Consider the following 24,311-nt stretch of genomic DNA (forward strand, 5'->3'; position numbering starts at 1 on the left):
CTCCTTCGATCCGCTGATTACAGTTGTCCTTCGCAGCCACAAACGTGAATGACTTTGCGAACGACCTCTTTCATTGCCGCTTTCGCCGGTTTCATATAGTGACGAGGATCGTTGGCGCCCGGATTTTCCAGGAAGTAGGCTTTCAGCGCATCTGAGAAAGCGATTTTTAGTTCGGTGGCGACGTTGACTTTGCATACGCCCAGAGAAATGGCGCGACGAATATCACTATCCGGCAGGCCGGAAGCGCCATGCAGAACCAGCGGAACGTCAACGCAGTCGCGAATAGCCGCCAGGCGCTCAAAATCAAGCTTCGGTTCGGCGGTGTAAAGGCCGTGCGCGGTACCAATGGCGACGGCCAGCGAATCAATACCGGTACGAGCGACAAATTCGCGGGCCTGTTCGGGGTTGGTATAGAGCGCATCTTTAGCATCGACCACCAGATCGTCTTCAACTCCGCCCAGACGACCCAGCTCGGCTTCAACGCTGGCATCATAGCGGTGGCTCAACTCCACCACACTTTTTACCAGTGCCACATTTTCCTCGAACGGTGAGTGAGAGCCATCGATCATGACCGAGCGGATCCCTGCCTGCACTTTGCGCGTAATATCAGCCAGATCCTCGTGATGATCGAGGTGCAGGGCGAGCGGGAGATCCCACTTTTTCGCCAGATCGCGGGCGATCGCCACTACGTTGCCGGTGCCGGCATAGCTGTAGGTACCGGGCGTGCCGGCAAGGATCAAGGGGGAGCGTAATTCAGCCGCCGTTTCAACGACGACCTGCATGGTTTCGAGGTTATGGATATTGAAAGCCGGCACGGCATAACCTTGTCGTTGAGCTTTTAACAGCATGTTTTTACTGGAAATGATGTACATTTTAGTCCTATAGTTTCAAGTTGTAAGTTATTTCTGTCTTATAACCTTCAATTTGAAAGTAATGTAACGATCGTCTCGACTTTTAGGTGTGATCCACCGCACACAATGATGAATTGATTTTTAAAATGAAAGTTAATAGTATTTTTGATGTTTCTTTTTTAAAGTTTAAGTTGATAAGGTGTGATTTTGTAAGCATTTAATTTATATGGATTAATTTATTATTAGCGGAATGGGTGTCCAGCCGTGGTTTGACATTGCAACAGGGAAATTTAAAAATGAAAGTTATTCCAGGAGAAAATAATAAGGCATAAACCGTGGCAAAACCGTCAACCAGCCTGCTGAAAAGGCGCTTGGACATCGCAGAGATCGTTCGTAAGAACGGCGAGATCAAAGTCGACGATCTGGCCGAAATGCTCGCTGTTTCTGGCGTGACAATCCGTAACGATCTCAACTATCTCGAGCAACAGGGCTACTTGAAACGCTCCTTCGGCGGGGCGATTTATACCGCCCAGGCTGGCGCGCCGGTTGCGGTGATGCGGGAAGCACCAGCCGTCAGGGATAAAGCGCTGGAGACGGAAATGGCTCGCCAGGTGGCGGCGCAGATAGAAGATGGCGAAACGCTGTTTTTAGGCCAGGGTTCCATTTTGCGTAAAGTGATCCCCTTTCTGGCCAACAGAGAAGAACTTTGCTTGCTGTTAAACGATCTGGGCCATGTCGCGCTGGCGCAGGAGTTTTTAAATGGGGAAACCGTTCTGCTAGGCGGGGTGCTGTCCGGCCAGGGGCGGATTGTGGAGGGCGAGCTGGCGCTGAAGGCGTTAGGCCATTACCGCCCTTCACGTGCGCTGATCGCGGTGGATCATATTGCCGAAGACGGTACGCTGAGCGTGCGTAACGAGGTCACAGCACATTTGCTAAGCGAGGCTGTCGCCCAGAGTAAACGAGTCATTGCGATTGTCGCGTCCAGACCGGTCTATGGCGAGAAACGTTATGCTGTGGGTGAATTACAACAGATCAGCAGCGTCGTGACTCCCCAGGTCGTCGCGGCAGAGTACCATGCCTGCTTCCTCGCCGCGGGTTTGACCAACAGCTATACCAACAATGAATGCCTGACATGGCTCAATACGGCTTTGCATAAGACAAACCAGGAGCGGTGATGAACGTAACCATTTGCACCATCGGCGAGCTGCTGGTGGAGTTTCTCGCCAAGGAAGAGAATCAGGGTTTTTCCCGCCCCGGTGAATTTTGGGGGCCTTATCCGAGCGGGGCGCCGGCAATCTTTGCCGATCAGGTGGCTAAGCTGGGTTTTGGCTCTGTGCTGTTTAGCTGCGTGGGCAGCGACGCCTTTGGCGAGATGAATATTGCGCGGCTGGAGAAAGACGGCGTCAACGTCAACGGCATCGCCATGCTGCAGAAAGCGACTACCGGTAGCGCCTTCGTCAGCTATCGTAGCCAGGCGCAGCGCGATTTTATTTTTAACATGCCCAATAGCGCCTGCGGTTTACTGACCGCCGACCACATTGATGAGGCGCTGCTCAACCGGTGTCAACATTTTCACATTATGGGATCGTCGCTGTTCTCGTTCCGTATTATCGATGCGATGCGTAAAGCGATTGAAAATATTAAAGGCCGCAACGGGACGGTGTCATTCGACCCCAATATTCGTAAAGAGATGCTTAACATCCCGGAGATGTCGCAGGCCTTTGAATATATCCTCGACTACACCGATATCTTCCTGCCGAGCGACGGCGAGCTGGATTACTTTGGCCTCAACCCGGAACGTAATGAGCAGGTCCTGGTTGATAAGTTACTGAAACGCGGCGTGAAGCATGTGGTGATTAAACGCGGGCCGCGTGGCGCCAGCTACTTTAGCGCCCACGAGACGCACCATGTCGCCGGCTTCAACGTGCCGGTGGTGGATCCGACTGGTGCCGGGGACTGCTTTGGCGCCACCTTTGTCAGCCTGTTCCTCAATGGCGCTACGCCGCAGGAGGCGCTGAGATGGGCAAACGCCAGCGGCTCGCTGGCGATTAGCCAACGTGGCCCTATGGAAGGCACCTCGACGCAGGCGCAGATCAGCGCTTTTCTTGCCGCACAGCACCCATAACCACTTCAGCCCGGATAAATCCGGGCTGAAGTGGTTAAATCTTTACGCTCTCGATCAGGTTACCGGCGCCGGGTTAAATACCGCCAGCTGGTTGTGCAGGCCCCATTGATCGGAAAAGGTTTTCTTGCGTCCGCTGGCGACGTCGAGAATAAATTCGAACAGCTTCCGTCCGACATCCTCAATCGTCTCTTCGCCAGTGGCGATGGTTCCAGCGTTAATGTCCATTAAGTCATACCAGCGGTTGGCCAGCTCGGTGCGGGTCGCCATTTTTATCACCGGTACCGCCATCAGTCCGTACGGCGTACCGCGACCGGTGGTGAACACCTGCACTGTGATGCCAGAGGCGACCTGCTGGGTGCCGCAGACAAAATCGCTGGCGGGGGTTGCGGCGTAAATCAGGCCGCGTTTGGTTGGGCGCTGTCCTGGAGAAAGCACTTCAACAATGGCGCTTTTCCCTGATTTGGCAATCGATCCCAGCGCTTTTTCCACCACGTTGGCCAGGCCGCCTTTTTTGTTACCGGGGGAGGGGTTGGCGCTGCGGTCGGTTTTGCCCATATCAAGATAGTTATCGTACCAGGCCATCTCTTCCAGCAGGCGTTTGCCGACCTCTTCGTTAATTGCCCGCGGGGTTAACAGATGGATGGCGTCGCGAACTTCGGTCACTTCCGAGAACATCACAGTCGCGCCGCAGCGTACCAGCAGGTCGGACGCGTAACCTACCGCCGGGTTGGCGGTCACGCCGGAGAAGGCATCGCTGCCGCCGCACTGCATCCCGACCACCAGCTCAGAGGCCGGGCAGGTTTCCCGCTGGCGCAGGTTCAGTTTCGCCAGGTGGCGCTCGGCGACCTGCAGAATATCATCGACCATCGATTTGAAACCAACGTGCTTTTCGTCCTGCAGGCTGACGATGCTGGCGCTGTCCACCGGGATACTTTTGACGTCTTCCGTGCCCTGCAGCAGGCGTTCCGGCTGCAGCTTCTCACAGCCGAGGCCAATGACCATCACCTCGCCGCCGAAATTCGGGTTGAGGGCGATGTTATGGATGGTGCGAATCGGCACTACCGCCGCCGGCGCATTAATCGCCACGCCGCACCCGTAGAGGTGATTCAGGCCGACCACGCCATCGACGTTCGGGTATTTCGGCAGCAGATCTCGTTCAATGATTTTCACCACGTAATCGACCACGCCTGCCACGCAGTGCACGCTGGTGGTGATGCCCAGCAGGTTCTTGGTGCCCACGCTGCCGTCGGCATTGCGGTAGCCTTCGAAGGTGTAACCTTCCAGCGGCGGTAGCGGTTCAGGCACTTTGGTGGCCAGCGGCAGGGTATTCAACGGTGGGGCGGTGGGCAACTCCACCAGCGACTCGTCAATCCAGCTTCCCTGCGGGATATCGCGCACGGCATAGCCGATGACTTCGCCGTAGCGGATGATTTCACCATGGGCGGGGATATCTACCAGGGCCACTTTATGACCCTGTGGGATATGCTCGACGAGCGTCAGGCCGTCCGGGAAACGCGTTCCGGCGGTTAAGCCCCGATCGTTGACAATAATCGCCACATTATCTGTCGGGTCAACTTTTATATAAAACGCGGTGGGCGATTGTTGTCGAATTTCAATGTCAGCCATTGTCCAGTCATCTCCAAACAGGTGCTAATAATAAAATAAAACGCTAATTCATTTGCTACGTATCAGTATGATGGAATAAAGGATGTCAGCTGAGTTGATTTTAAAATGTGATCGGCATCACTCCTTTTTATGACGCTCACCTCTGCAGGGCAGGCAATCGTAAGAAGTGTGGATTAGCGCCCATGACTTATGGCATAAGCCCAATTATGGCTTTAAATAATGACTTTATATTGTGGTTATGCATAGTGTCTGGCGGAGGTGTGCTGATTATACTGAGTCATGTTTTTGAGGTGATCGATATGCGAACAGATAGCGTCAATATCGTCTTTTAAATAAATCAGAAACCACTTAAAACAATTATAAAGGGTGTTCTGTGCCCGAGGAATGTCTAAATGATTCTGGATTCTACATTAGATGAAAAAAAAGGAATACCGACCCGCTATTTAATTCTGTTGATGATATTTGTCGTGACGGCGGTCAACTATGGCGACCGCGCGACCTTGTCTATCGCCGGTACTGAAGTCGCGAAAGAGCTGGGGCTCAGCGCGGTGTCGATGGGATACATTTTTTCCGCCTTCGGTTGGGCTTATCTGCTGATGCAGATCCCTGGCGGCTGGCTGCTGGATAAATTTGGCTCGAAAAAGGTTTACTCATACAGTCTGTTTTTCTGGTCACTGTTTACCTTCCTGCAAGGCTTTATTGATGTGTTCCCGCTCGCCTGGGCCGGGGTCTCGATGTTCTTTATGCGTTTTATGCTGGGCTTTTCCGAAGCGCCCTCGTTTCCCGCCAACGCCCGCATCGTGGCGGCCTGGTTTCCGGCCAAAGAGCGGGGCACCGCTTCGGCTATTTTTAATGCGGCGCAATATTTTTCGCTGGCGATATTCTCGCCGCTGCTCGGCTGGCTGACCTTCGCGCTGGGTTGGGAACATGTCTTTACCGTGATGGGGATAATAGGGTTTGTGCTCACCATCATCTGGGTGAAGTTTGTGCATAACCCCACCGATCATCCGCGGATGTCCGCGGCGGAACTGAAATATATCTCTGAAGGCGGCGCGGTGGTCGATATGGACCACAAAAAAGAGACGACCCAGGCGAGCGGACCGAAGATGGATTATATCCGTCAGTTGCTGACCAACCGAATGATGTTAGGCGTGTTTTTCGGCCAATATTTCCTCAACACCATTACCTGGTTTTTCCTGACGTGGTTTCCGATCTACCTCGTGCAGGACAAGGGGATGTCGATTCTGAAAGTGGGGTTTGTGGCTTCGATTCCGGCGCTGTTTGGTTTTGCCGGCGGCGTACTGGGCGGCCTGTTTTCGGATTATCTGATTGGCCGCGGCTGTACACTGACTTTTGCGCGTAAGTTACCGATAGTACTCGGAATGCTGCTGGCATCGTCCATTATTCTGTGTAACTACACGGCCAGCACGCCGCTGGTCATTACGCTGATGGCGCTGGCGTTCTTTGGTAAAGGCTTTGGCGCGCTGGGCTGGCCGGTCATCTCGGATGTCGCGCCGAAAGAGATTGTTGGTCTATGCGGCGGGGTATTCAACGTCTTTGGCAATGTGGCCTCGATCGCCACACCGCTGGTTATTGGCTACATCGTAAGCGAACTGCACTCATTCAATGGCGCACTGATTTTTGTTGGCGGCTCCGCGCTGATGATGATGGTCTGCTACCTGTTTGTGGTTGGCGATATCAAACGTATGGAATTGCAGAAGTAAGCAACGATTAACGCAAGGTAAAAATCATGGATAACGCAATTTTCCCGAACAAATTTAAGGCCGCGCTGGCGGCGCATCAGGTACAGATTGGCTGCTGGTGTGCGCTGGCCAACCCGATCAGCACCGAGGTGCTGGGACTGGCGGGGTTCGACTGGCTGGTGCTGGACGCAGAACATGCGCCAAACGACGTCACCACGCTTATTCCGCAGCTGATGGCTCTGAAGGGTAGCTCCAGCGCGCAGGTAGTCCGTGTGCCGACCAATGAGCCCATCATCATCAAGCGTATGCTGGATATCGGCTTCTATAACTTCCTGGTGCCGTTTGTCGAGACGGCTGAGCAGGCGGCGCAGGCAGTGGCGTCTACCCGATATCCGCCGGAAGGGATCCGCGGGGTTTCCGTTTCCCACCGCGGCAATATGTTTGGCACCGTACCGGACTACTTCGCCCAGTCCAACAAGAACATTTCCATTCTGGTGCAGATTGAGAGCCAGACCGGGGTAGATAACGTCGAGGCGATTGCCGCGACCGAGGGTGTGGACGGGGTGTTCGTTGGCCCGAGTGACTTGGCTGCCGCTTTAGGCCATCTCGGCAATGCCGCCCATCCTGAGGTACAGCGCGCTATCCAACATATCTTCGCCAGCGCGAAGAAGCACGGTAAGCCAAGCGGCATTCTGGCGCCAGTGGAAGCTGATGCGCGCCGCTATCTGGAATGGGGGGCGACTTTCGTCGCCGTCGGTAGCGATCTGGGCGTCTTCCGTTCAGCAACGCAGAAACTTGCTGATGCTTTTAAAAAATAATCACCAGGATGAAGAGAGAGAACATTATGACAATCAAAGTGGGTTTTATCGGTCTTGGCATTATGGGCAAACCGATGAGCAAAAATTTGCTGAAAGCGGGTTATTCACTGGTGGTGTCCGACCGTAACCCGGAAGCGATTGCTGACGTGATCGCCGCGGGGGCAGAGACCGCCGCGACGCCGAAGGCGATTGCCGAACAGTGCGACGTCATTATCACTATGTTGCCGAACTCTCCGCATGTGAAAGAGGTGGCGCTGGGAGAAAACGGCATTATTGAAGGGGCTAAACCCGGTACCGTGCTGATTGACATGAGTTCCATCGCGCCATTGGCCAGCCGGGAAATCAGTGAAGCGCTGAAGGCCAAGGGTGTTGATATGCTGGACGCGCCGGTGAGCGGCGGCGAACCGAAAGCGATCGACGGTACCCTGTCGGTGATGGTCGGCGGTGACAAAGCGATCTTCGATAAATATTTTGACCTGATGAAAGCGATGGCTGGCTCGGTGGTGCATACCGGCGACATCGGCGCGGGCAACGTCACTAAACTGGCTAACCAGGTGATTGTCGCGCTGAACATCGCGGCGATGTCCGAAGCGTTGACCCTGGCAACCAAAGCCGGTGTGAATCCGGATCTGGTTTATCAGGCTATTCGTGGCGGTCTGGCGGGCAGTACCGTGCTGGATGCGAAAGCCCCGATGGTGATGGATCGTAACTTCAAACCGGGTTTCCGTATCGACCTGCATATTAAAGATCTGGCCAATGCATTGGATACTTCACACGGCGTGGGCGCCCAGCTGCCGTTGACGGCGGCGGTGATGGAGATGATGCAGGCACTGCGGGCGGACGGTCTCGGCACGGCAGACCATAGCGCGTTGGCGTGCTACTACGAAAAACTGGCGAAAGTGGAAGTCACTCGCTAACAAGAAGGGCGCCTTGCGCGCCCTGTTATTCTTGCCTTGCGCGGCACTGTCAGGCTACAAAATTATGAAAATCGTCATTGCCCCAGACTCTTACAAAGAAAGCCTTTCTGCCAGCGAGGTAGCTCAGGCGATAGAAAAAGGATTTCGGGAAATTTTCCCTGATGCGCAGTATGTTTCCATGCCCGTCGCCGACGGCGGCGAGGGAACAGTGGAAGCCATGATTGCCGCGACGCAGGGAACGGAACATCTCGCGTGGGTGACGGGCCCGCTGGGCGAGAAAGTAGAGGCCTGCTGGGGCATGTCCGGCGACGGCGTCACCGCGTTTATTGAGATGGCGGCGGCCAGCGGTCTGGGACTCGTTCCGCCTGAAAAACGCAATCCTCTCATCACCACATCACGCGGTACCGGCGAGCTGATATTACAGGCGCTGGCGCATGGCGCGAAGCGGATCATTATCGGTATCGGCGGCAGTGCGACCAACGACGGTGGGGCGGGCATGATGCAGGCGTTGGGCGCCCGCCTCTGTGACGCAGAGGGTCGAGAGATCGGCCACGGCGGCGGCAGTTTGAGCCGTCTGAGCCGGATCGATCTTACCGCCATCGATCCGCGCTTACGTGACGGGATGATCCACGTGGCCTGCGATGTCACTAATCCGCTGGTGGGCGAGCGTGGAGCGTCGCGGATCTTTGGCCCGCAAAAAGGGGCGACCGAGGCGATGATCGTCGAGCTGGATCGAAATTTGGCGCATTATGCTGATGTCATTAAGGCGTCGTTGCAGGTGGACGTGAAGTCGATCCCCGGCGCGGGAGCGGCTGGCGGCATGGGCGCGGCGCTGTTGGCCTTTCTCAATGCGGAATTGCGCAGCGGAATTGAAATTGTCACCGAGGCGCTGCATCTGGAAGAGCAGATCCTCGATTGCTCCCTGGTGGTCACCGGGGAAGGGCGGATCGATAGTCAGTCTATTCACGGTAAGGTGCCGGTGGGGGTTGCCCGGGTGGCGAAGAAATACCGTAAGCCGGTGATCGGTATTGCCGGCAGCCTGACTCACGATGTCGGCGTGGTTCACCAGCACGGTATCGATGCCGTATTCAGCGTGTTAGCTTCAGTTTCGACGCTGGAAGAGGCATTTCGCGGAGCGTTTGATAATATTTATCATGCATCGCGCAATATCGCCGCTACCCTGCTGGTCGGGATGACGACAGAAGGATGACAACGGGCGGTAAACCCTCTATACTGCGCGCCGAAGCTGACCAGACAGTCGCCGCTTCGTCGTCGTCCTCCTTCGGGGGGAGACGGGCGGAGGGGAGGAAAGTCCGGGCTCCATAGGGCAAGGTGCCAGGTAACGCCTGGGGGGTGTCACAGCCCACGACCAGTGCAACAGAGAGCAAACCGCCGATGGCCCGCGCAAGCGGGATCAGGTAAGGGTGAAAGGGTGCGGTAAGAGCGCACCGCGCGGCTGGTAACAGTCCGTGGCACGGTAAACTCCACCCGGAGCAAGGCCAAATAGGGGTTCATAAGGTACGGCCCGTACTGAACCCGGGTAGGCTGCTTGAGCCAGTGAGCGATTGCTGGCCTAGATGAATGACTGTCCACGACAGAACCCGGCTTATCGGTCAGTTTCACCTTTTACGCAAAAACCCCGCTCCGGCGGGGTTTTTGCTATCTTAATCCGTGACGCGGATGATATGACTGTCCACGACGCTATACCAAAAGAAGGCGGCTTAGCGGTCAGTTTCACCTCTTTATGTTAAAACCCCGCTCCGGCGGGGTTTTTGCTATCTTAATCCGTGACGCGGATGATATGACTGTCCACGACGCTATACCAAAAGAAGGCGGCTTATCGGTCAGTTTCACCTCTTTATTTTAAAACCCCGCTCCGGCGGGGTTTTTGCTGTCGAATAGCGGGGACAGTATGAATGACTGTCCACGACGCTATACCAAAAGAAGGCGGCTTATCGGTCAGTTTCACCTTTTTATGTTTAAACCCCGCTTCGGCGGGGTTTTTGCTATCTTAATCCGTGACGCGGATGATATGACTGTCCACGACGCTATACCAAAAGAAGGCGGCTTAGCGGTCAGCTACCGTTATTTTACTACCTTAGGATTCTGTAGCGTCGGTATCGTGGAATCCTGCACCTGATGAACCTGACCGACGATCGTGGCGACGCTACCGTTGCTTAAAGCCTCTACGTCCGCGCTGTTATGTGAGCCAAAATTGAAGGTCAGACGTTTATCCGTTTTATTCTGCTCATCGCGCATGGTCACGGTAAAATAATAGCTGCCGGCGATACCGCTCATCCGGCGAATATCGATAATGACGCCGCGCACCTTAACCCATTTACCCAGATAATCGCTGCTGGCCTTCGCCGGGTTGAGAGTAAACGGCTGCAGGAACTGAGACACTGAATACGTCTGCATCGACGCGACGGCGTCATCTTCGGGTTGAAATAATTTATCACCCGCGGAATAAAAGGCTTTAGAAGCCAGGCCGCAGCCGCTTAACAGCGAGATGAAAAAAACCAGCGGTAATACGCGAGAACGTAATAACATGACTATCTCCTTATCTATTTTTTATGGTGTCCTTGATGCACTGGATAACTTGTTTCGCGCTTATTAAATAAACTAAAGCTTACTGTTGTCAATTATTTTACCTGAGGTCAGCGGTGAAAATAATGTAATGATAATAGTGTATTATCCTGAGTGATTAATAAATGGATGATATTCGTGTTTTATATATATATCGTGATATAGATTCCGCAATTGAATGTGAATAATCTTTAGGTATTATTTTTTACATTTCTTCACTACCGACTGGAAAATAATGAGCTGCTATTTCTGCTCCCTTTACTACAGGATAAGACCATGAAATTTATGACCCGTATTGCCTTCGCCGCGCTGTTGACCACCGGCTTCTCTGTTACGGCACAGGCCGCGGACGTACAGGCGGCACCAGCACCGGCGCAGGATCCTATTGTTCAGCACTTAAAACTCACCAACGATCAGGTTGCGAAAATTAAAAACCTGCATCAGCAGCTGGAAAATAATGTTCAGCAGATTTCACAGCAAGACATTAAAGATGGCACATTGATTAACGTGATTGATTCCGGAAAATGGGATGAGAAAGCGGTCAAAGATCAGCTGGCGGCCTTCAGCAAGATTGATCAGCAGGTACGTTATTACCGCGTGAAGTACTATTTTGAAGTGAATCAGGTACTGACGCCGGAGCAGCGCACCCAGGTGAAAAAAGATCTTGCCGACGCGCTGGGTGAATAATGCCATCGGCCCCTTTCGGGGCCGATTTTTCATTAGCTATAAGCGAAAATTAATCCATCCATTTTGCCGTTTCAGGCGAGGCTCTCTTCATCTCGCAGGCGAATCTCAGCTTCGGCAACAATGGCTTCCAGTTCGCTTAGCATCTCATCATAACCAAAGCCGGTGGTTCCGGCGGCTTCCGGCTGCGTCGGGGTTAACGGCGTTGGTGACGCCTTTTTACTGTTTTTCTTTTTACTCACTGACTGACTCCATCACTTCCGTTGTTACACCGGTAAATCTATCAGCAAAGCGCGCAGCGGCGTATCGGCGACGAGGGTAATGTTAGCTTCGTCACGAATAAATGCGCCGTCACCGCAGGTGAGAGCCTGCTTTTGTTGTTCCTGCGCGACGGCATGGACGGTGCCGTGGATCGACTGCAGGTAGGCGCGTGGACCATGCAATTGCACGTTGATCTGCTCACCTTTCTCCAGCGCGATATGATAGACCCAGGCCTGCTGGCGAAGCTGAAGGCTGTTGTTCCCACCCTCCGGGGAGGCCAGCAGCTGCAGCGGCGCGTCGGCGACGTCGATTTTCTGCAACAGCGGGTTTTCCCGCTGCGGGCAGGCATCAAGCCACAGCTGCATCCGCGTTAACGACTGCTCTTTACTCAGATTGTGCTCGCTATAGCTCACGCCAGGCTGGGTGGCGATCAGCAGCGCTTCACCGGCTTTGGCCTGCACATGGTTGCCGTCGCTGTCGCGATACTCCGCTTCGCCTTCGAGGATCAGGTTCAGGATATCGACTTTTGGATAAGTCCTGGCCTGAAACGAGGCGCCTGGCGCCAGCACTTCCTGGTTGAGGACGCGCAAGGACGCGAAACCCAGTAATTTCGGGTCGAAGTAGTGGCCAAAGGAGAAGGTGTAGCGGGCCTGCAGCCAGCCGAAGTCTGCTTGTCCGCATTGTTTGGCTGTTCGGGTAGTAATCATGTTCTTGACCTCTCTTTACACTAAATCAATGGTAAAGGTATGGACGCTGTATTGTTAGCCAGATATTCTGCCCGGTATGTTCAAATTTCCTGAATGAGAAAGCGATGGCCAAAGAGAGAGCATTAACGCTGGAAGCGTTACGCGTGATGGATGCGATCGACCGGCGCGGAAGCTTCGCTGCCGCGGCTGATGAGCTGGGACGCGTGCCTTCCGCCCTGAGCTATACCATGCAAAAACTGGAGGAGGAGCTGGACGTGGTGCTGTTTGACCGCTCAGGTCATCGCACGAAGTTCACTAACGTCGGAAGAATGCTGCTGGAGCGCGGGCGCGTGCTGCTTGAAGCGGCGGATAAACTCACCACCGATGCTGAAGCCCTGTCGCGCGGCTGGGAAACCCACCTGACGATTGTTACCGAAGCGCTGGTGCCCACTCCGGATCTGTTTCCGCTAATTGAAAAACTGGCGGCTAAATCCAACACCCAGCTGTCGATTATCACTGAGGTGCTGGCCGGCGCCTGGGAGCGGCTGGAGCAGGGGCGGGCGGATATTGTTGTCGCGCCGGATATGCATTTTCGTTCCTCCTCAGAGATTAACTCCCGCAAACTCTATTCGGTGTTGAGCGTCTACGTCGCGGCGCCGGACCATCCGATCCATCAGGAGCCGGAGCCGCTCTCTGAGGTTACCCGCGTAAAATACCGCGGCGTCGCGGTGGCGGATACTGCGCGCGAGCGGCCCGTCCTCACCGTCCAGCTACTGGATAAACAGCCGCGCTTAACGGTGAGTACGATAGAAGATAAACGTCAGGCGCTGCTGGCCGGTTTAGGCGTGGCAACCATGCCCTATCCGCTGGTGGAGAAGGATATTGCCGAAGGGCGTTTACGGGTCGTCAGCCCGGAATACACTAATGAAATTGACATTATCATGGCCTGGCGGCGGGACAGCATGGGCGAAGCGAAGTCCTGGTGCCTGCGTGAGATCCCCAAGCTGTTTGCCGGCAGATAGGATGAAGACGCTCCTCCCGCAAGCGGGAGGAGCAGGAAGATTAGTAGGAAAAAGGTTTCGGATCGGGCCCGAAGCGATTATTGCCCTCAGTGCCGCGCTGGCAGTTAAAGATCAGGATCACCAGCCAACCGATGACCGGGATCAACAGCAGCAGCAGCCACCAGGCCGAACGATCGGTGTCGTGCAGACGACGAAACTGCACCGCCCACCACGGTAAAAAGATCAGTACGCCATAGATAGTGGTCAGAATGCCTTCGCCGCCCGCCCGCTGCCAGCCCAGCATTTTATCGATGATGCTCAGTACACCGGTCAGGATGAGGTTGACCAGAATAAACATCCAGTACTCTTTGCGCCGCGCACGGCCGCCAAATCCTATATAGTTTTTTAATACCTTGAGATACCAGTCCATTTCTACGCCTCAATTAACCGTCAATCACTTGTTTTTTAAGCGATCGCAATAAGAATAGACGTGAATGAATGGTGGGTAAATATCTGTTTTCTGAATTATTGGGCGCCATCACTGGCGCCCGACAGATCAACGGAAGCGCTGATCGCGACCGTGCGGTTCGCTGAGATCCTGCTGCGGTCCTATGGAGATAATACCGGTAGGATTAATGGTTTTATGGCTGCGATAATAGTGGTGACGGATATGCGGAAAACTTACCGTTTCGGCGATCCCTGGCATCTGGTAGATGTCGCGCAGGAAACCGTACAGATTGAGGTAATCGCTGATGCGCCGTTTATCGCATTTAAAATGGGTCACATACACTGGGTCGAAGCGTACCAGCGTTGTCCACAGGCGAATGTCGGCTTCTGTTAGCTGATTACCCGTCAGGTAGCGATGCTGACCGAGGATCTGCTCCAGCCGTTCCAGCGAGGTAAAGACCGCATCCACCGCTTCGTCGTAAGCTTGCTGGCTGGTGGCAAAGCCGGCTTTATACACGCCGTTGTTGACGTTGTCATAGATCCAGCCGTTCAGTTCATCGATTTGTTCCCGCAGCGCTGGCGGGTAGTAATCTCCGGCCCGGGCGCCAAGGCCATCGAAGGCGGTATTAAACATACGGATGATTTCTGCCGACTCATTGCTAACGATGGTCTGCTGTTTTTTATCCCACAGCACCGGCACGGTCACGCGTCCGGTGTAGTGCGGGTCGGCGTGAAGATACAGCTGATAGAGAAAATCATGCTGGTAGAGGGTATCGCCGGTGGCTTCCGGGAAGCTGTCGTCAAAGGTCCAGCCGTTTTCCAGCATCAGCGGATTGACCACGGAGACGGGGAGAAAAGGCTCCAGCCCTTTCAGTTTACGCATGATTAACGTGCGATGCGCCCACGGGCAGGCGAGAGAGACGTACAGATGATAGCGATCTTTTTCCGCCGCGAATCCCCCTTCGCCACTCGGGCCGGCCGCGCCATCGGCGGTGAGCCAGTTGCGGAAGGCGGAAACGGAACGCTTAAAACGCCCACCGGTGGATTTTGTGTCATACCAGGTATCCTGCCAGACGCCGTCGACTAATTGTCCCATCTTTGCTCCTCCTTCAGACTACAGATAGCAAAAGCGAGGAGTGGTCTCCTCGCTTTTTTCATTCATTCATTCAGTATAGTGCGCTTACCATTTCTTATTCAGTACACGGTCGATACTGAATGCGCCTGGTCCGGTGATGGCCAGTAACAGGTAACCGCCCGCGATGGTCAGGTTTTTCATGAACATCAGAGAGTTCACGCCTTCCGCAAAGTTGCTATGGAACAGGAACGCGGTCAGCAGCGTAAAGCCTGCGGTAAACAGCGCTGTGGTACGGGTCAGGAAACCGAACAGAATCGCTAAACCGCCACCGAATTCAAGCAGGATGGTCAGTGGCAGCAGTGCTCCCGGCACGCCCATGGCCTCCATATACTGCTGGGTTCCGGCGTAACCGGTGATTTTGCCCCATCCTGCAGTGATAAACAGAATCGGCATCAGAATACGCGCTACCAATACACCAACATCTTCTAATTTTTTCATTTCTTACTCCAGAAAACCCAAAGGGCGGCGGTTTTGTTTTTTAGTGCAATCCCGCGTAGTTACGCGGTATCGCTGTCGATGGAGAGGATAGTAGCGAGGCGGAGAGGGAATTGTTAGCAAGGAAAACTGTAGATCTTTTTCAAAGATTCTGAGCAAGCAGTGCGGGGAGAGGCAAACTATCCGGCAGCGATGGGTAACCAGCCGGCCGATAGGGAATGGGCCGATCTCAATCGACAGGACTATAAAGGCAAGTTAACCGCTTGTTGCGGCGACAGCGCAGGTGGTCGTGAATAGTATTATCTGGCAGGGAAACGGCAGAACGGGGCGCGAGAAAAAGCGCCCGCGCCCTGAGCCGCTAGCGGGCTGACTGACGCAGGATCCCACGAACCATTCGCCAGGTGCTCCACAGTCCGAGTCCGCGTTTGGTCCAGCGCATTAAAAAGTGTGGGTGACGTACGGACCAGACGGCCATCAGACCGCTGCCAACCATCAGCCACGAACGTAAACTCAGCAGCGTATGCCAGCCGCGATCGAGGGGCGCAGTCGCCTCCAGCCAGTGGCGACGACAGGCGCTCAGCTCCAGACGTTGCTGCTGGATCTGGCGCAACAGCAGCGCCTTTTGCCGTTCACGCTCCTGTCGGCCATTCATGGTTTATCGTCCTCCAGAAGGGAACGGTCGTTCTCCAGTTCTTTACGCGTCAGACGCAGCAGCGTGGAGCGGCGCGCCTTACGTAGGGTAAGGATACCCACGATCGCGGCGGCGAGAAGCAGAACGACGGTGGTGGCGATCATGACGTGCAGGCGGTACTGGGCATCAACGGCCCAGATAACCAGCACCAGCAGACTCATGAGGCCAAACGCGGCAAACAGCAGCGTCAGTCCGGTCATGATCAGCAGCTGGAAGAGGTTGGCTTTCTCCTCCTCCAGTTCCACGACGACCAGGCGCAACCGCGTTTCCACCATTTCGACCAGCAGCGTAACAATACGCTGGCCAATGGAAAAAACGCGCTGACCCGGCCCCTGCGTGTGTTGAGTATTCGCCATAATCAGCGACGCGACAGCAGGACACCCAGCACCAGCCCGACGGCGGCACCAATCCCGACTCCAGTCCACGGATTTTCGCGAACATAATCATCCGCCCGGGCGGCGGTTTCACGCGTTTGACGCAGAATCGCCTCGCTGGTTTCCCCCAGGCGGGCGCGACTCTCTTTCAGCGCGCTTTCGGCTTTACTGCGCAGTTTACCCATTTCTTCTTTCGATTTATCCGCCGAGGAGTTCAGCACTTCCTCCAGGGTATCCGCCAGCGTTTTCAGTTCTGCACGAAGGTCGTCAGTCACATTTTCTTTAGCCATGTCGTTCTCCTGTAGCGTGGTCCGTGTTGCGAAAGTTAATGGTGATTAGTAATCCCGAGACTCCAGCGTTTTCAACTCCTGTTGCGCTTCATTGAGTTTATGCTGGCGTTTATTGATCTTGTCCGCATCGCCTTTCTTCCGGGCTTCCTGCAGATCGCGCTGACGTTCAGCGATCTCTTCCCGCTGTTTGGCAATTTTTTGCTGATGATCGGCTTTGAGTTTACTGTCGCTGCAGTTCTCCCGTACCTGACGGAGCGCGGTGTTTAGCCCATCAATGCGACTTTGATTGTGATGCTTTTCGGCATAGCTGATCTCTCGTTGAATATCCTGCTCTTTTTCCTGGCAGGGAGAGGCGGCTATGGCGCTGGCGCTAAGTGAAGTCAGGGCCAAAAGCAGAGCGATGCGGTGTTTCATGGATAGTACCTTCCATTGTCTGAGGGTGTACCCGGAGGATATACCCGTTCCCGATGGTGAACGGGAATGCGTTGATTCCCGCAGGATTAAGCATAGTAACAAATGCAGGAAACCACCAGACTGCGTAAAAAACGCAGTACGGCGGTAGTTTACCCGAGCCGATGAGGCGCGTCGCGCAGACGGGATAACCAGGCGGTGGCCGAGTTATCGTCCTCCAGCAGGGCAATAATATAACCATGTGGCAGAGCGCGACCGAGGACCTCTTTCGCCGCCGCGCCCTGGGCGGTGGAATCAAACTTAATCAGCAGGCCATCTTTCTGCGGCGTGATGCTTTTAAAGCGGATGCCGTTGGCATCGAGGTGATGCCAGACGGAGAAGCCATCAGGCATGCTGACACCCTGTCCAACCGGACGGATCGCCAGCGTGGCCTCTTGCTGCTGCACCGCCAGACAGACCCATAACAGCGCGCAGAGCACAAGAGAGCCACCCAGCAGCCAGCTCAGCTGGCGCAGGGAAGGGCGTTTTATGACCATCATTAGCCCCGGCTTCTGTATTTTTTCTTCCACAGCACCACCAGCGAGCCGATCAGTCCGAAGACCAACAGCGCGACCGGCAGGAGCATCAGGCAGGACATCAGCTGATCTTCATACTTGAGGAATACCGGAGTTTTGCCCAGCAGATAGCCCAGTGAGGTCAGGATGAGCACCCACAGCAGGCCGCTCATCCAGTTAAAGAACTGAAAGCGAGCGTTATTGAGGCCGGAAAGGCCGGCAATCGTCGGCAACAGCGTGCGCACGAAGGCGATAAAGCGGCCGATCAGCAGCGCGGAGAGGCCATGCTTATGAAACAGGTGATGCGCGCGCTGATGATAGTGAGAGGGCAGATGCGACAGCCAGTTTTGCACGATCCGCGTATTCCCCAGCCAGCGTCCCTGAATATAGCTCAGCCAACAGCCAAGGCTGGCGGCGGCGGTGAGCAGCAGTAAGGTTTCCGGAAAACCCATCGCCCCTTTGGCGATCAGCACGCCCACGAGCACAAGCAGACTATCCCCCGGCAAAAACGCGGCAGGCAGTAACCCGTTCTCAAGAAACAAAATCATAAACAAGACAAAATACAGCATGCCAATCATGGAGGGATTCGCGAGCGTTTCGTAATCCTGAGCCCACAAGGCATTCAATAACTGGGTTAATAGTTCCATTCACGATTCCTGGTACATCGGTTAACGGCACGTCTGAGCGCGTGGCATATAGGGCGACAAGGTTATTATGAGATTATGGTCGCGGCTTAGGCGCTCTGAACGCTTCCCTGTATAAAACTGAAGTAAGTAAAGACCTACCCCCAGAACGGCAAAATGCATCTAATTGTAACAAATCACCTGACTTTACGTCAGAGAAATTGCAAGGTGTTGCTTGTTGATTTTGCTGATTGCAGCGGTGGGAGGCGAGAGGATTTACACAGGCTGACACTATATATGCTTTGCTTACTCCAGCCTGGATAGCAGGCAGGCGCGCCGGGGTTGCGCGCTGCTAAGATAAGAGCTTATTTTGCGCTGTTGGCCGCCGTATCGAGATGAACGACCGGGTTTTCTGCAAACAGATAGCGATCGGCATTAAATTCAAAGTCGTCGCTGGTTTCGTTAAACAACATTTGCTTGGTATTTTCCAGATGCTGCCACATGGCCAGCTTAGCGGCGTTCGGGTCTTTACGCAGCAGGGCCTTGAGGATCTGATCGTGATCGTCGCACCAGTTATCGACCGTGCGTAGATCGATATGCTCATGCAGCTTTTTCCAGTACGGGTTATGTACGCGCTGGGTCCACATCTTTTCCACAATCGCCGCCAGCGCGCTGTTCTGCGTGGCCAGGGCGACCTGGACGTGAAACTGCAGGTCCCACTCGGAGTCGCGGAAACATTTCTCGTTACGCGCTTTCTCCTGAATCTCCATTAGCTTCATGATGTCCTGCTTGGTCACCTGAGTGGCCGCAAATTCGGCGATATTGCTTTCTATGAGCTGCCGCGCCTGCAGCAGTTCAAAAGGGCCATAGTTGGCGAACTCAAGGCTTTCATCGGCCACTTGCTGGTATTTCGGATGGTTGGAGATGACATGAATACCCGACCCTTTGCGGACTTCGACATATCCTTCAACTTCCAGCATGATAATGGCTTCACGAACCACGGTGCGGCTGACGTTTTTTTCATCGGCGATAAAGCGCTCGGCGGGCAGCTTATCCCCTACAAGGTAGACACCTTGTTCGATGCGCGTCTTCAGTTCAGCAGCAAGCTGCTGATACAGACGGCGTGGTTCAATGATTTCCATATTCGCTCCCGCAAGATGGCGACAATATTCGATTTGTTATACCACTTTTACGCGCTTTCCACCACTGGCAGGCATGAAAAAGCCGCCTGAACAGGCGGCTTAATCAGCAGTCACATTCTCACTACGTCTAACTTTGCGTAGCCGGTTTGCTACTGCTAAGTGGCGCAGAGTCATCATCAGCCGGTTTATTTTTCAATACCGTCCAGATAACCAGCGCGCCCAGCAGGTCAAAGACTGCCAATACAGCAAACAGCGGGCTAAAGCCGATGGTATCCGCCAGCGCACCGACGACCAGGGCGAACATGGTGCTGGCCAGCCAGGCAGCCATCCCGGTCAGACCGTTGGCAGTCGCGACTTCGTTACGGCCAAAGACATCGGAAGAGAGGGTGATCAGCGCCCCGGACAGTGCCTGGTGAGCAAACCCGCCGATGCACAGCAGCGCAATCGCTACGTACGGGCTGGTAAACAGGCCGATCATCCCCGGGCCAATCATCAGTACCGCACCCATGGTCACGACCATTTTACGCGAGACGATCAGGTTGACGCCGAACCAGCGCTGGAACAGCGGTGGCAGGTAGCCACCGACGATGCAGCCGAGGTCGGCGAACAGCATCGGCATCCAGGCGAACATCGCGATCTCTTTCAGGTTAAAGCCGTACACCTTGAACATGAACAGCGGGATCCAGGCGTTAAAGGTCCCCCAGGCCGGCTCTGCGAGGAAGCGCGGCAGGGCAATACCCCAGAACTGACGGTTGCGCAGGATCTGCCATGGCGACATTTTCTTCGCGTTGTTGGTCTGGTGCTGAGACTCCTGACCGCCAATGATGTAGTCGCGTTCTTCGTCAGATAATTTTTTCTGATCGCGCGGGTGTTTGTAGAAGATAAGCCAGGCGATGGCCCAGGCGAAGCTCAGGACCCCGGAGATAATGAACGCCATCTGCCAGCTGTGCATCACAATCGCCCATACCACCAGCGGCGGCGCGATCATGGCGCCGATTGAGGAACCGACGTTGAAGTAGCCCACTGCGATAGAGCGCTCTTTTGCCGGGAACCACTCTGAGCTGGCCTTCAGACCAGCCGGGATCATCGCGGCCTCTGCTGCGCCTACTGCGCCGCGGGCCAGCGCCAGTCCACCCCAACTGCCGGCCAGCGCCGTTGAGCCGCAGAATACCGCCCAGGCGATGGCGAAGAAGGCATAGCCGATTTTTGTTCCCAGAATATCAAGGACATAACCCGCAACAGGCTGCATGACGGTGTAGGCAGCGGAGTAAGCTGCAATGATATACGAGTACTGTTGGGTCGAGATGTGTAACTCTTCCATCAGCGTCGGCGCGGCCGCCGCCACGGTGTTACGCGTCAGGTAACCCAGCACGGTGCCCAGCGTCACCAGTGCAATCATGTACCAACGTAACCCTTTAATTTTACGCATGTAAACCTCATCGTCTGTTATCTTTCCGCACCAGGTGCGGCCTTTTCCGACCTCGTTACGCGGCCAGGAAAGCGAAACGGAGGGTTCAGGAGGGGGGACTCCCCTCTGTTCGAACCTTGCCATTAGTGGTTATTGAAAGTCGGTATCCATCCCGTATAAGCCGATGTCATAAACACCGGTAATGCATTCCGTCGGTTTATATGTTGCGACGGCAGAAAGATAACTTGTCATACAACTTTAAAAGTTGAGTGCTGTCACAAAAGTGGGAAAGATAGTGTGGTCTTTATTCCTGGCCGGAAAAGCCAGAAATGGCGCGCTCTGGCGAGGTGTTTTGCTCTGGGATGGTCGTTTTTTTGTCGACGTTTATTGATCTAACTCACGAAAAACAGCTCGGTCTGTAGAAATTGGTGTGATAACTTTGTCAGCATTGTAGTCAATCATCTGAAAGGCTCCCGTTGCGGAGCGAAGAGGACACGCGAATGACACCGTTTATGACTGAAGATTTTCTACTTGATACCGAGTTTGCCCGCCGTCTGTACCACGACTATGCCAAAGATCAGCCGATTTTCGACTACCACTGCCACCTTCCGCCGCAGCAGGTTGCCGAAAATTATCGTTTCAAAAATCTGTATGACATCTGGCTGAAAGGCGATCACTACAAGTGGCGCGCGATGCGCACCAACGGCGTAGCAGAGCGTTTGTGTACCGGAGATGCCTCCGATCGCGAGAAATTTGACGCCTGGGCAGCAACAGTTCCGCACACTATTGGCAACCCGTTATACCACTGGACGCATTTAGAGCTGCGTCGCCCTTTTGGTATTACAGGTAAGCTGTTATCGCCATCCACCGCCGATGAGATCTGGGACCAGTGCAATGATTTACTGGCTCAGGACGCCTTCTCCGCCCGCGGAATCATGAAGCAGATGAATGTGAAGATGGTCGGCACCACCGACGATCCGATTGATTCGCTGGAACACCATGCGGTCGTCGCCAAAGACGCCTCCTTTGACATCAAGGTGCTGCCGAGCTGGCGCCCGGATAAAGCGTTCAACATCGAGCTGGCGACCTTTAATGACTATATGGCGAAGCTGGGCGAAGTATCTGATACCGATATTCGCCGCTTTGCTGACCTGCAAAGTGCCCTGACCAAACGTCTGGATCACTTTGCCGCTCACGGCTGCAAAGTCTCCGACCATGCGCTGGACGTGGTGCTGTTTGCGGAAGCGACCGATGCCGAGCTGGATGACATTCTGGCGCGTCGCCTGGCAGGGGAGACCCTCAATGAACACGAAGTCGCACAGTTCAAAACGGCGGTGCTGGTGTTCCTCGGCGCAGAGTATGCCCGTCGCGGCTGGGTCCAGCAGTACCACATCGGTGCGCTGCGTAATAACAACCTGCGTCAGTTCAAACTGTTAGGCCCGGACGTTGGCTTCGACTCGATCAACGATCGTCCGATGGCTGAAGAGCTGTCTAAGCTGCTGAGCAAGCAGAATGAAGAAAACCTGCTGCCGAAAACGATTCTCTACTGCCTGAACCCGCGCGATAACGAAGTGCTGGGCACCATGATCGGTAACTTCCAGGGCGAAGGCATGCCGGGCAAGATGCAGTTCGGCTCCGGCTGGTGGTTCAACGATCAGAAAGACGGTATGGAGCGGCAGATGACCCAGCTGGCGCAGCTCGGACTGCTGAGCCGCTTCGTCGGGATGCTGACCGACAGTCGCAGCTTCCTCTCCTACACGCGCCACGAATACTTCCGCCGCATTCTGTGCCAGATGATCGGCCGCTGGGTGGCTGCGGGTGAAGCACCTGCAGATATCGCGCTGCTGGGTGAGATGGTGAAAAACATTTGCTTTAACAATGCGCGCGACTATTTCGCCATTGAACTGAACTAAGGCCTGAGGTCGGTTGATATGCAATACATTAAAATCCATTCGCAGGATAACGTCGCGGTCGCGCTGACGGATATCGCTGCCGGTAGCGTGGTGACGATTGATCAGGACTCGGTCACCCTCGGCCAGGATATCGTTCGCGGCCACAAGTTTGCACTGCGCGCTATCGCGAAAGGGGAAAACGTCATTAAGTACGGGTTGCCGATAGGTCATGCGCTGGCGGATATCGCGCCGGGTGAGCATGTTCATGCGCATAACACGCGCACCAATCTCAGCGATCTTGACGCGTATCGCTATCAACCGGACCTGGTTGCCCAACCGGCACAGCCTGCGGATCGCGAGGTGCAGATTTATCGTCGCGCCAACGGCGACGTTGGGGTACGCAACGAGCTGTGGATCCTGCCGACCGTCGGCTGCGTCAACGCCATGGCCCGGCAGATGCAAAACCGTTTTCTGAAAGAGACCGGTGGCGCTGAGGGTATCGACGGGGTGCATCTCTTCAGCCATACCTACGGCTGCTCACAGCTCGGAGACGATCACATCAACACCCGCACTATGTTGCAAAATATGGTTCGTCATCCGAACGCTGGGGCGGTACTGGTGGTGGGGCTTGGCTGTGAAAACAACCAGGTTGATGCGTTTCGCGAGACCCTGGGCGAGTATGATCCGCAGCGCGTGCACTTTATGGTTTGCCAACACCAGGACGATGAAGTAGAAGCGGGGGTTGAGCATCTTCACCAGCTGTATGAAGTGATGCGTCAGGATACACGTCAGCCGGGCAAGCTGAGCGAGCTGAAGTTTGGCCTCGAGTGCGGGGGATCGGACGGCCTGTCTGGCATTACCGCTAACCCGATGCTGGGCCGCTTCTCAGACTATGTGATCGCCAACGGCGGCACCACCGTGCTGACCGAAGTGCCGGAGATGTTTGGCGCCGAGCAGTTACTGATGAGCCACTGCCGCGACGAAGCGACCTTCGACAAGCTGGTCACCATGGTCAATGACTTCAAGCAGTACTTTATTGCCCATGACCAGCCTATTTATGAAAACCCATCTCCGGGTAACAAAGCCGGCGGGATCACCACGCTGGAGGATAAATCGCTGGGCTGTACCCAGAAAGCGGGTTCCAGCCAGGTGGTGGATGTTCTGCGCTACGGCGAGCGCCTGAAGGTCAACGGTCTGAATTTGCTGAGCGCGCCGGGCAACGATGCGGTTGCCACCAGCGCGCTGGCCGGCGCTGGCTGTCATATGGTGTTGTTCAGTACCGGCCGCGGCACGCCGTACGGTGGCTTTGTGCCAACGGTGAAGATCGCTACCAACAGCGAGCTGGCGGCGAAGAAAAAGCACTGGATCGACTTCGATGCCGGGCAGCTGATCCATGGCAAAGCGATGCCGCAGCTGCTGGAGGAGTTTGTGGATGCCATTGTGGCTTTCGCCAACGGTAAACCGACCTGTAATGAGCAGAATGACTTCCGCGAACTGGCCATCTTTAAAAGCGGTGTTACCCTGTAAAGGTGTATTCACATTGGCGCCCAGGGGCGTAGATCGTGTATCGGCCTGATAGCGTAACGTCATCGGGATCGTAACAGCGGCGTTTCAGCCAGTGAAGCGCCGTTTGTTTTTTCAGTCAGGGAGC

Annotated in this window: 26 protein-coding genes and 1 other RNA gene; 11 read left to right on the forward strand and 16 right to left on the reverse strand. The window is 54.8% G+C overall.

The features are described from left to right. Window positions 1–17: 17 nt before the first annotated feature. Entirely contained in the window at window positions 18–872 is an 855-nt protein-coding gene (locus LGL98_RS02925; RefSeq protein ID WP_008806603.1) for a tagatose bisphosphate family class II aldolase, read from the reverse strand. Between the two features lie 350 nt (window positions 873–1,222). On the opposite strand from LGL98_RS02925, the gene LGL98_RS02930 reads away from it, so the two are divergent. Then, on the forward strand, window positions 1,223–2,026 hold the full coding sequence (locus LGL98_RS02930; RefSeq protein ID WP_168435278.1) for a DeoR/GlpR family DNA-binding transcription regulator: 804 nt from the start codon (window positions 1,223–1,225) through the stop codon (window positions 2,024–2,026). Then, the gene (locus LGL98_RS02935; protein ID WP_136031137.1) at window positions 2,026–2,976 is read left to right on the forward strand and encodes a sugar kinase; all 951 of its coding nucleotides are present in this window, start codon (window positions 2,026–2,028) and stop codon (window positions 2,974–2,976) included. Before LGL98_RS02930 ends, LGL98_RS02935 begins: the two co-directional genes overlap by 1 nt. A 54-nt stretch (window positions 2,977–3,030) precedes the next feature. On the opposite strand, the gene garD is transcribed toward LGL98_RS02935, so the two are convergent. Continuing rightward, on the reverse strand, window positions 3,031–4,602 hold the full coding sequence (gene garD, locus LGL98_RS02940; protein WP_136031139.1) for a galactarate dehydratase: 1,572 nt from the start codon (window positions 4,600–4,602) through the stop codon (window positions 3,031–3,033). A gap of 392 nt (window positions 4,603–4,994) precedes the next feature. On the opposite strand from garD, the gene LGL98_RS02945 reads away from it, so the two are divergent. From LGL98_RS02945 to rnpB, 5 genes are all read left to right on the forward strand, one after another. Beyond that, window positions 4,995–6,326, forward strand: coding sequence for an MFS transporter (locus tag LGL98_RS02945; RefSeq protein WP_136031141.1), 1,332 nt, complete (start codon window positions 4,995–4,997; stop codon window positions 6,324–6,326). Window positions 6,327–6,352: 26 nt separating this feature from the next. Then, entirely contained in the window at window positions 6,353–7,123 is a 771-nt protein-coding gene (garL, locus tag LGL98_RS02950; protein ID WP_002917954.1) for a 2-dehydro-3-deoxyglucarate aldolase, read from the forward strand. Window positions 7,124–7,149: 26 nt separating this feature from the next. Next, window positions 7,150–8,040: a 2-hydroxy-3-oxopropionate reductase gene (gene garR / locus LGL98_RS02955; RefSeq protein ID WP_136031143.1), complete on the forward strand. Its 891-nt coding sequence runs from the start codon at window positions 7,150–7,152 to the stop codon at window positions 8,038–8,040. Between the two features lie 64 nt (window positions 8,041–8,104). Beyond that, window positions 8,105–9,250, forward strand: coding sequence for a glycerate 2-kinase (gene garK, locus LGL98_RS02960; protein WP_136031145.1), 1,146 nt, complete (start codon window positions 8,105–8,107; stop codon window positions 9,248–9,250). A gap of 32 nt (window positions 9,251–9,282) precedes the next feature. Further along, window positions 9,283–9,665: RNase P RNA component class A (rnpB, locus tag LGL98_RS02965), an RNA gene on the forward strand. A gap of 460 nt (window positions 9,666–10,125) precedes the next feature. Here the strand turns inward: rnpB and LGL98_RS02970 are convergent. Next, on the reverse strand, window positions 10,126–10,590 hold the full coding sequence (locus tag LGL98_RS02970) for an OB-fold putative lipoprotein (protein ID WP_136031147.1): 465 nt from the start codon (window positions 10,588–10,590) through the stop codon (window positions 10,126–10,128). Between the two features lie 312 nt (window positions 10,591–10,902). On the opposite strand from LGL98_RS02970, the gene LGL98_RS02975 reads away from it, so the two are divergent. Further along, window positions 10,903–11,313, forward strand: a complete 411-nt coding sequence (locus LGL98_RS02975) for a Spy/CpxP family protein refolding chaperone (protein WP_136031149.1) — start codon at window positions 10,903–10,905, stop codon at window positions 11,311–11,313. Between the two features lie 71 nt (window positions 11,314–11,384). On the opposite strand, the gene LGL98_RS02980 is transcribed toward LGL98_RS02975, so the two are convergent. Both LGL98_RS02980 and LGL98_RS02985 read right to left on the reverse strand, forming a co-directional pair. Beyond that, complete coding sequence (locus tag LGL98_RS02980) at window positions 11,385–11,552, reverse strand: protein YhaL (RefSeq protein WP_168435273.1); 168 nt, start codon at window positions 11,550–11,552, stop codon at window positions 11,385–11,387. A gap of 24 nt (window positions 11,553–11,576) precedes the next feature. Next, entirely contained in the window at window positions 11,577–12,278 is a 702-nt protein-coding gene (locus LGL98_RS02985; protein WP_136031151.1) for a pirin family protein, read from the reverse strand. 104 nt (window positions 12,279–12,382) lie between these two features. Here LGL98_RS02985 and yhaJ point away from each other — a divergent pair, with 104 nt between their 5' ends. Next, window positions 12,383–13,279: a DNA-binding transcriptional regulator YhaJ gene (gene yhaJ, locus LGL98_RS02990; protein WP_136031153.1), complete on the forward strand. Its 897-nt coding sequence runs from the start codon at window positions 12,383–12,385 to the stop codon at window positions 13,277–13,279. Between the two features lie 40 nt (window positions 13,280–13,319). On the opposite strand, the gene LGL98_RS02995 is transcribed toward yhaJ, so the two are convergent. The 11 genes from LGL98_RS02995 to LGL98_RS03045 form a co-directional block, all read right to left on the reverse strand. Next, window positions 13,320–13,688 (reverse strand): DUF805 domain-containing protein, encoded by a 369-nt coding sequence (locus LGL98_RS02995; RefSeq protein ID WP_136031155.1) that lies wholly within the window; start codon window positions 13,686–13,688, stop codon window positions 13,320–13,322. A 126-nt stretch (window positions 13,689–13,814) separates the two neighbouring features. Continuing rightward, window positions 13,815–14,801: a glutathione S-transferase family protein gene (locus LGL98_RS03000; RefSeq protein ID WP_136031157.1), complete on the reverse strand. Its 987-nt coding sequence runs from the start codon at window positions 14,799–14,801 to the stop codon at window positions 13,815–13,817. 84 nt (window positions 14,802–14,885) lie between these two features. Further along, window positions 14,886–15,278 carry a DoxX family protein gene (locus LGL98_RS03005; RefSeq protein ID WP_002917920.1) on the reverse strand — a complete coding sequence of 131 codons (393 nt, stop codon included), beginning with the start codon at window positions 15,276–15,278 and terminating at the stop codon, window positions 14,886–14,888. Between the two features lie 355 nt (window positions 15,279–15,633). Further along, entirely contained in the window at window positions 15,634–15,927 is a 294-nt protein-coding gene (locus LGL98_RS03010) for a YqjK-like family protein (RefSeq protein WP_136031159.1), read from the reverse strand. Next, window positions 15,924–16,322, reverse strand: coding sequence for a phage holin family protein (locus tag LGL98_RS03015; RefSeq protein WP_136031161.1), 399 nt, complete (start codon window positions 16,320–16,322; stop codon window positions 15,924–15,926). Before LGL98_RS03015 ends, LGL98_RS03010 begins: the two co-directional genes overlap by 4 nt. 2 nt (window positions 16,323–16,324) lie before the next feature. Beyond that, window positions 16,325–16,630 carry an ElaB/YgaM/YqjD family protein gene (locus LGL98_RS03020; RefSeq protein WP_002917916.1) on the reverse strand — a complete coding sequence of 102 codons (306 nt, stop codon included), beginning with the start codon at window positions 16,628–16,630 and terminating at the stop codon, window positions 16,325–16,327. A 45-nt stretch (window positions 16,631–16,675) separates the two neighbouring features. Beyond that, window positions 16,676–17,044 (reverse strand): DUF1090 domain-containing protein, encoded by a 369-nt coding sequence (locus tag LGL98_RS03025; RefSeq protein ID WP_008806585.1) that lies wholly within the window; start codon window positions 17,042–17,044, stop codon window positions 16,676–16,678. 149 nt (window positions 17,045–17,193) lie between these two features. Next, window positions 17,194–17,571, reverse strand: coding sequence for an EnvZ/OmpR regulon moderator MzrA (gene mzrA / locus LGL98_RS03030; protein ID WP_165931850.1), 378 nt, complete (start codon window positions 17,569–17,571; stop codon window positions 17,194–17,196). Between the two features lie 8 nt (window positions 17,572–17,579). Further along, window positions 17,580–18,242 (reverse strand): DedA family general envelope maintenance protein YqjA, encoded by a 663-nt coding sequence (yqjA, locus tag LGL98_RS03035; protein ID WP_004206121.1) that lies wholly within the window; start codon window positions 18,240–18,242, stop codon window positions 17,580–17,582. A gap of 341 nt (window positions 18,243–18,583) precedes the next feature. Next, the gene (exuR, locus tag LGL98_RS03040) at window positions 18,584–19,360 is read right to left on the reverse strand and encodes a transcriptional regulator ExuR (protein ID WP_008806583.1); all 777 of its coding nucleotides are present in this window, start codon (window positions 19,358–19,360) and stop codon (window positions 18,584–18,586) included. A gap of 127 nt (window positions 19,361–19,487) precedes the next feature. Next, window positions 19,488–20,789: an MFS transporter gene (locus LGL98_RS03045; protein WP_136031163.1), complete on the reverse strand. Its 1,302-nt coding sequence runs from the start codon at window positions 20,787–20,789 to the stop codon at window positions 19,488–19,490. A gap of 479 nt (window positions 20,790–21,268) precedes the next feature. Between LGL98_RS03045 and uxaC the strand changes: the two genes are divergently transcribed. After that, window positions 21,269–22,681 carry a glucuronate isomerase gene (uxaC, locus tag LGL98_RS03050; protein WP_136031165.1) on the forward strand — a complete coding sequence of 471 codons (1,413 nt, stop codon included), beginning with the start codon at window positions 21,269–21,271 and terminating at the stop codon, window positions 22,679–22,681. Window positions 22,682–22,699: 18 nt separating this feature from the next. Further along, on the forward strand, window positions 22,700–24,187 hold the full coding sequence (locus LGL98_RS03055; RefSeq protein WP_136031167.1) for a UxaA family hydrolase: 1,488 nt from the start codon (window positions 22,700–22,702) through the stop codon (window positions 24,185–24,187). The last annotated feature ends 124 nt before the right edge of the window (window positions 24,188–24,311 follow it).

This window comes from Klebsiella africana, assembly GCF_020526085.1.
Lineage (GTDB): Bacteria > Pseudomonadota > Gammaproteobacteria > Enterobacterales > Enterobacteriaceae > Klebsiella > Klebsiella africana.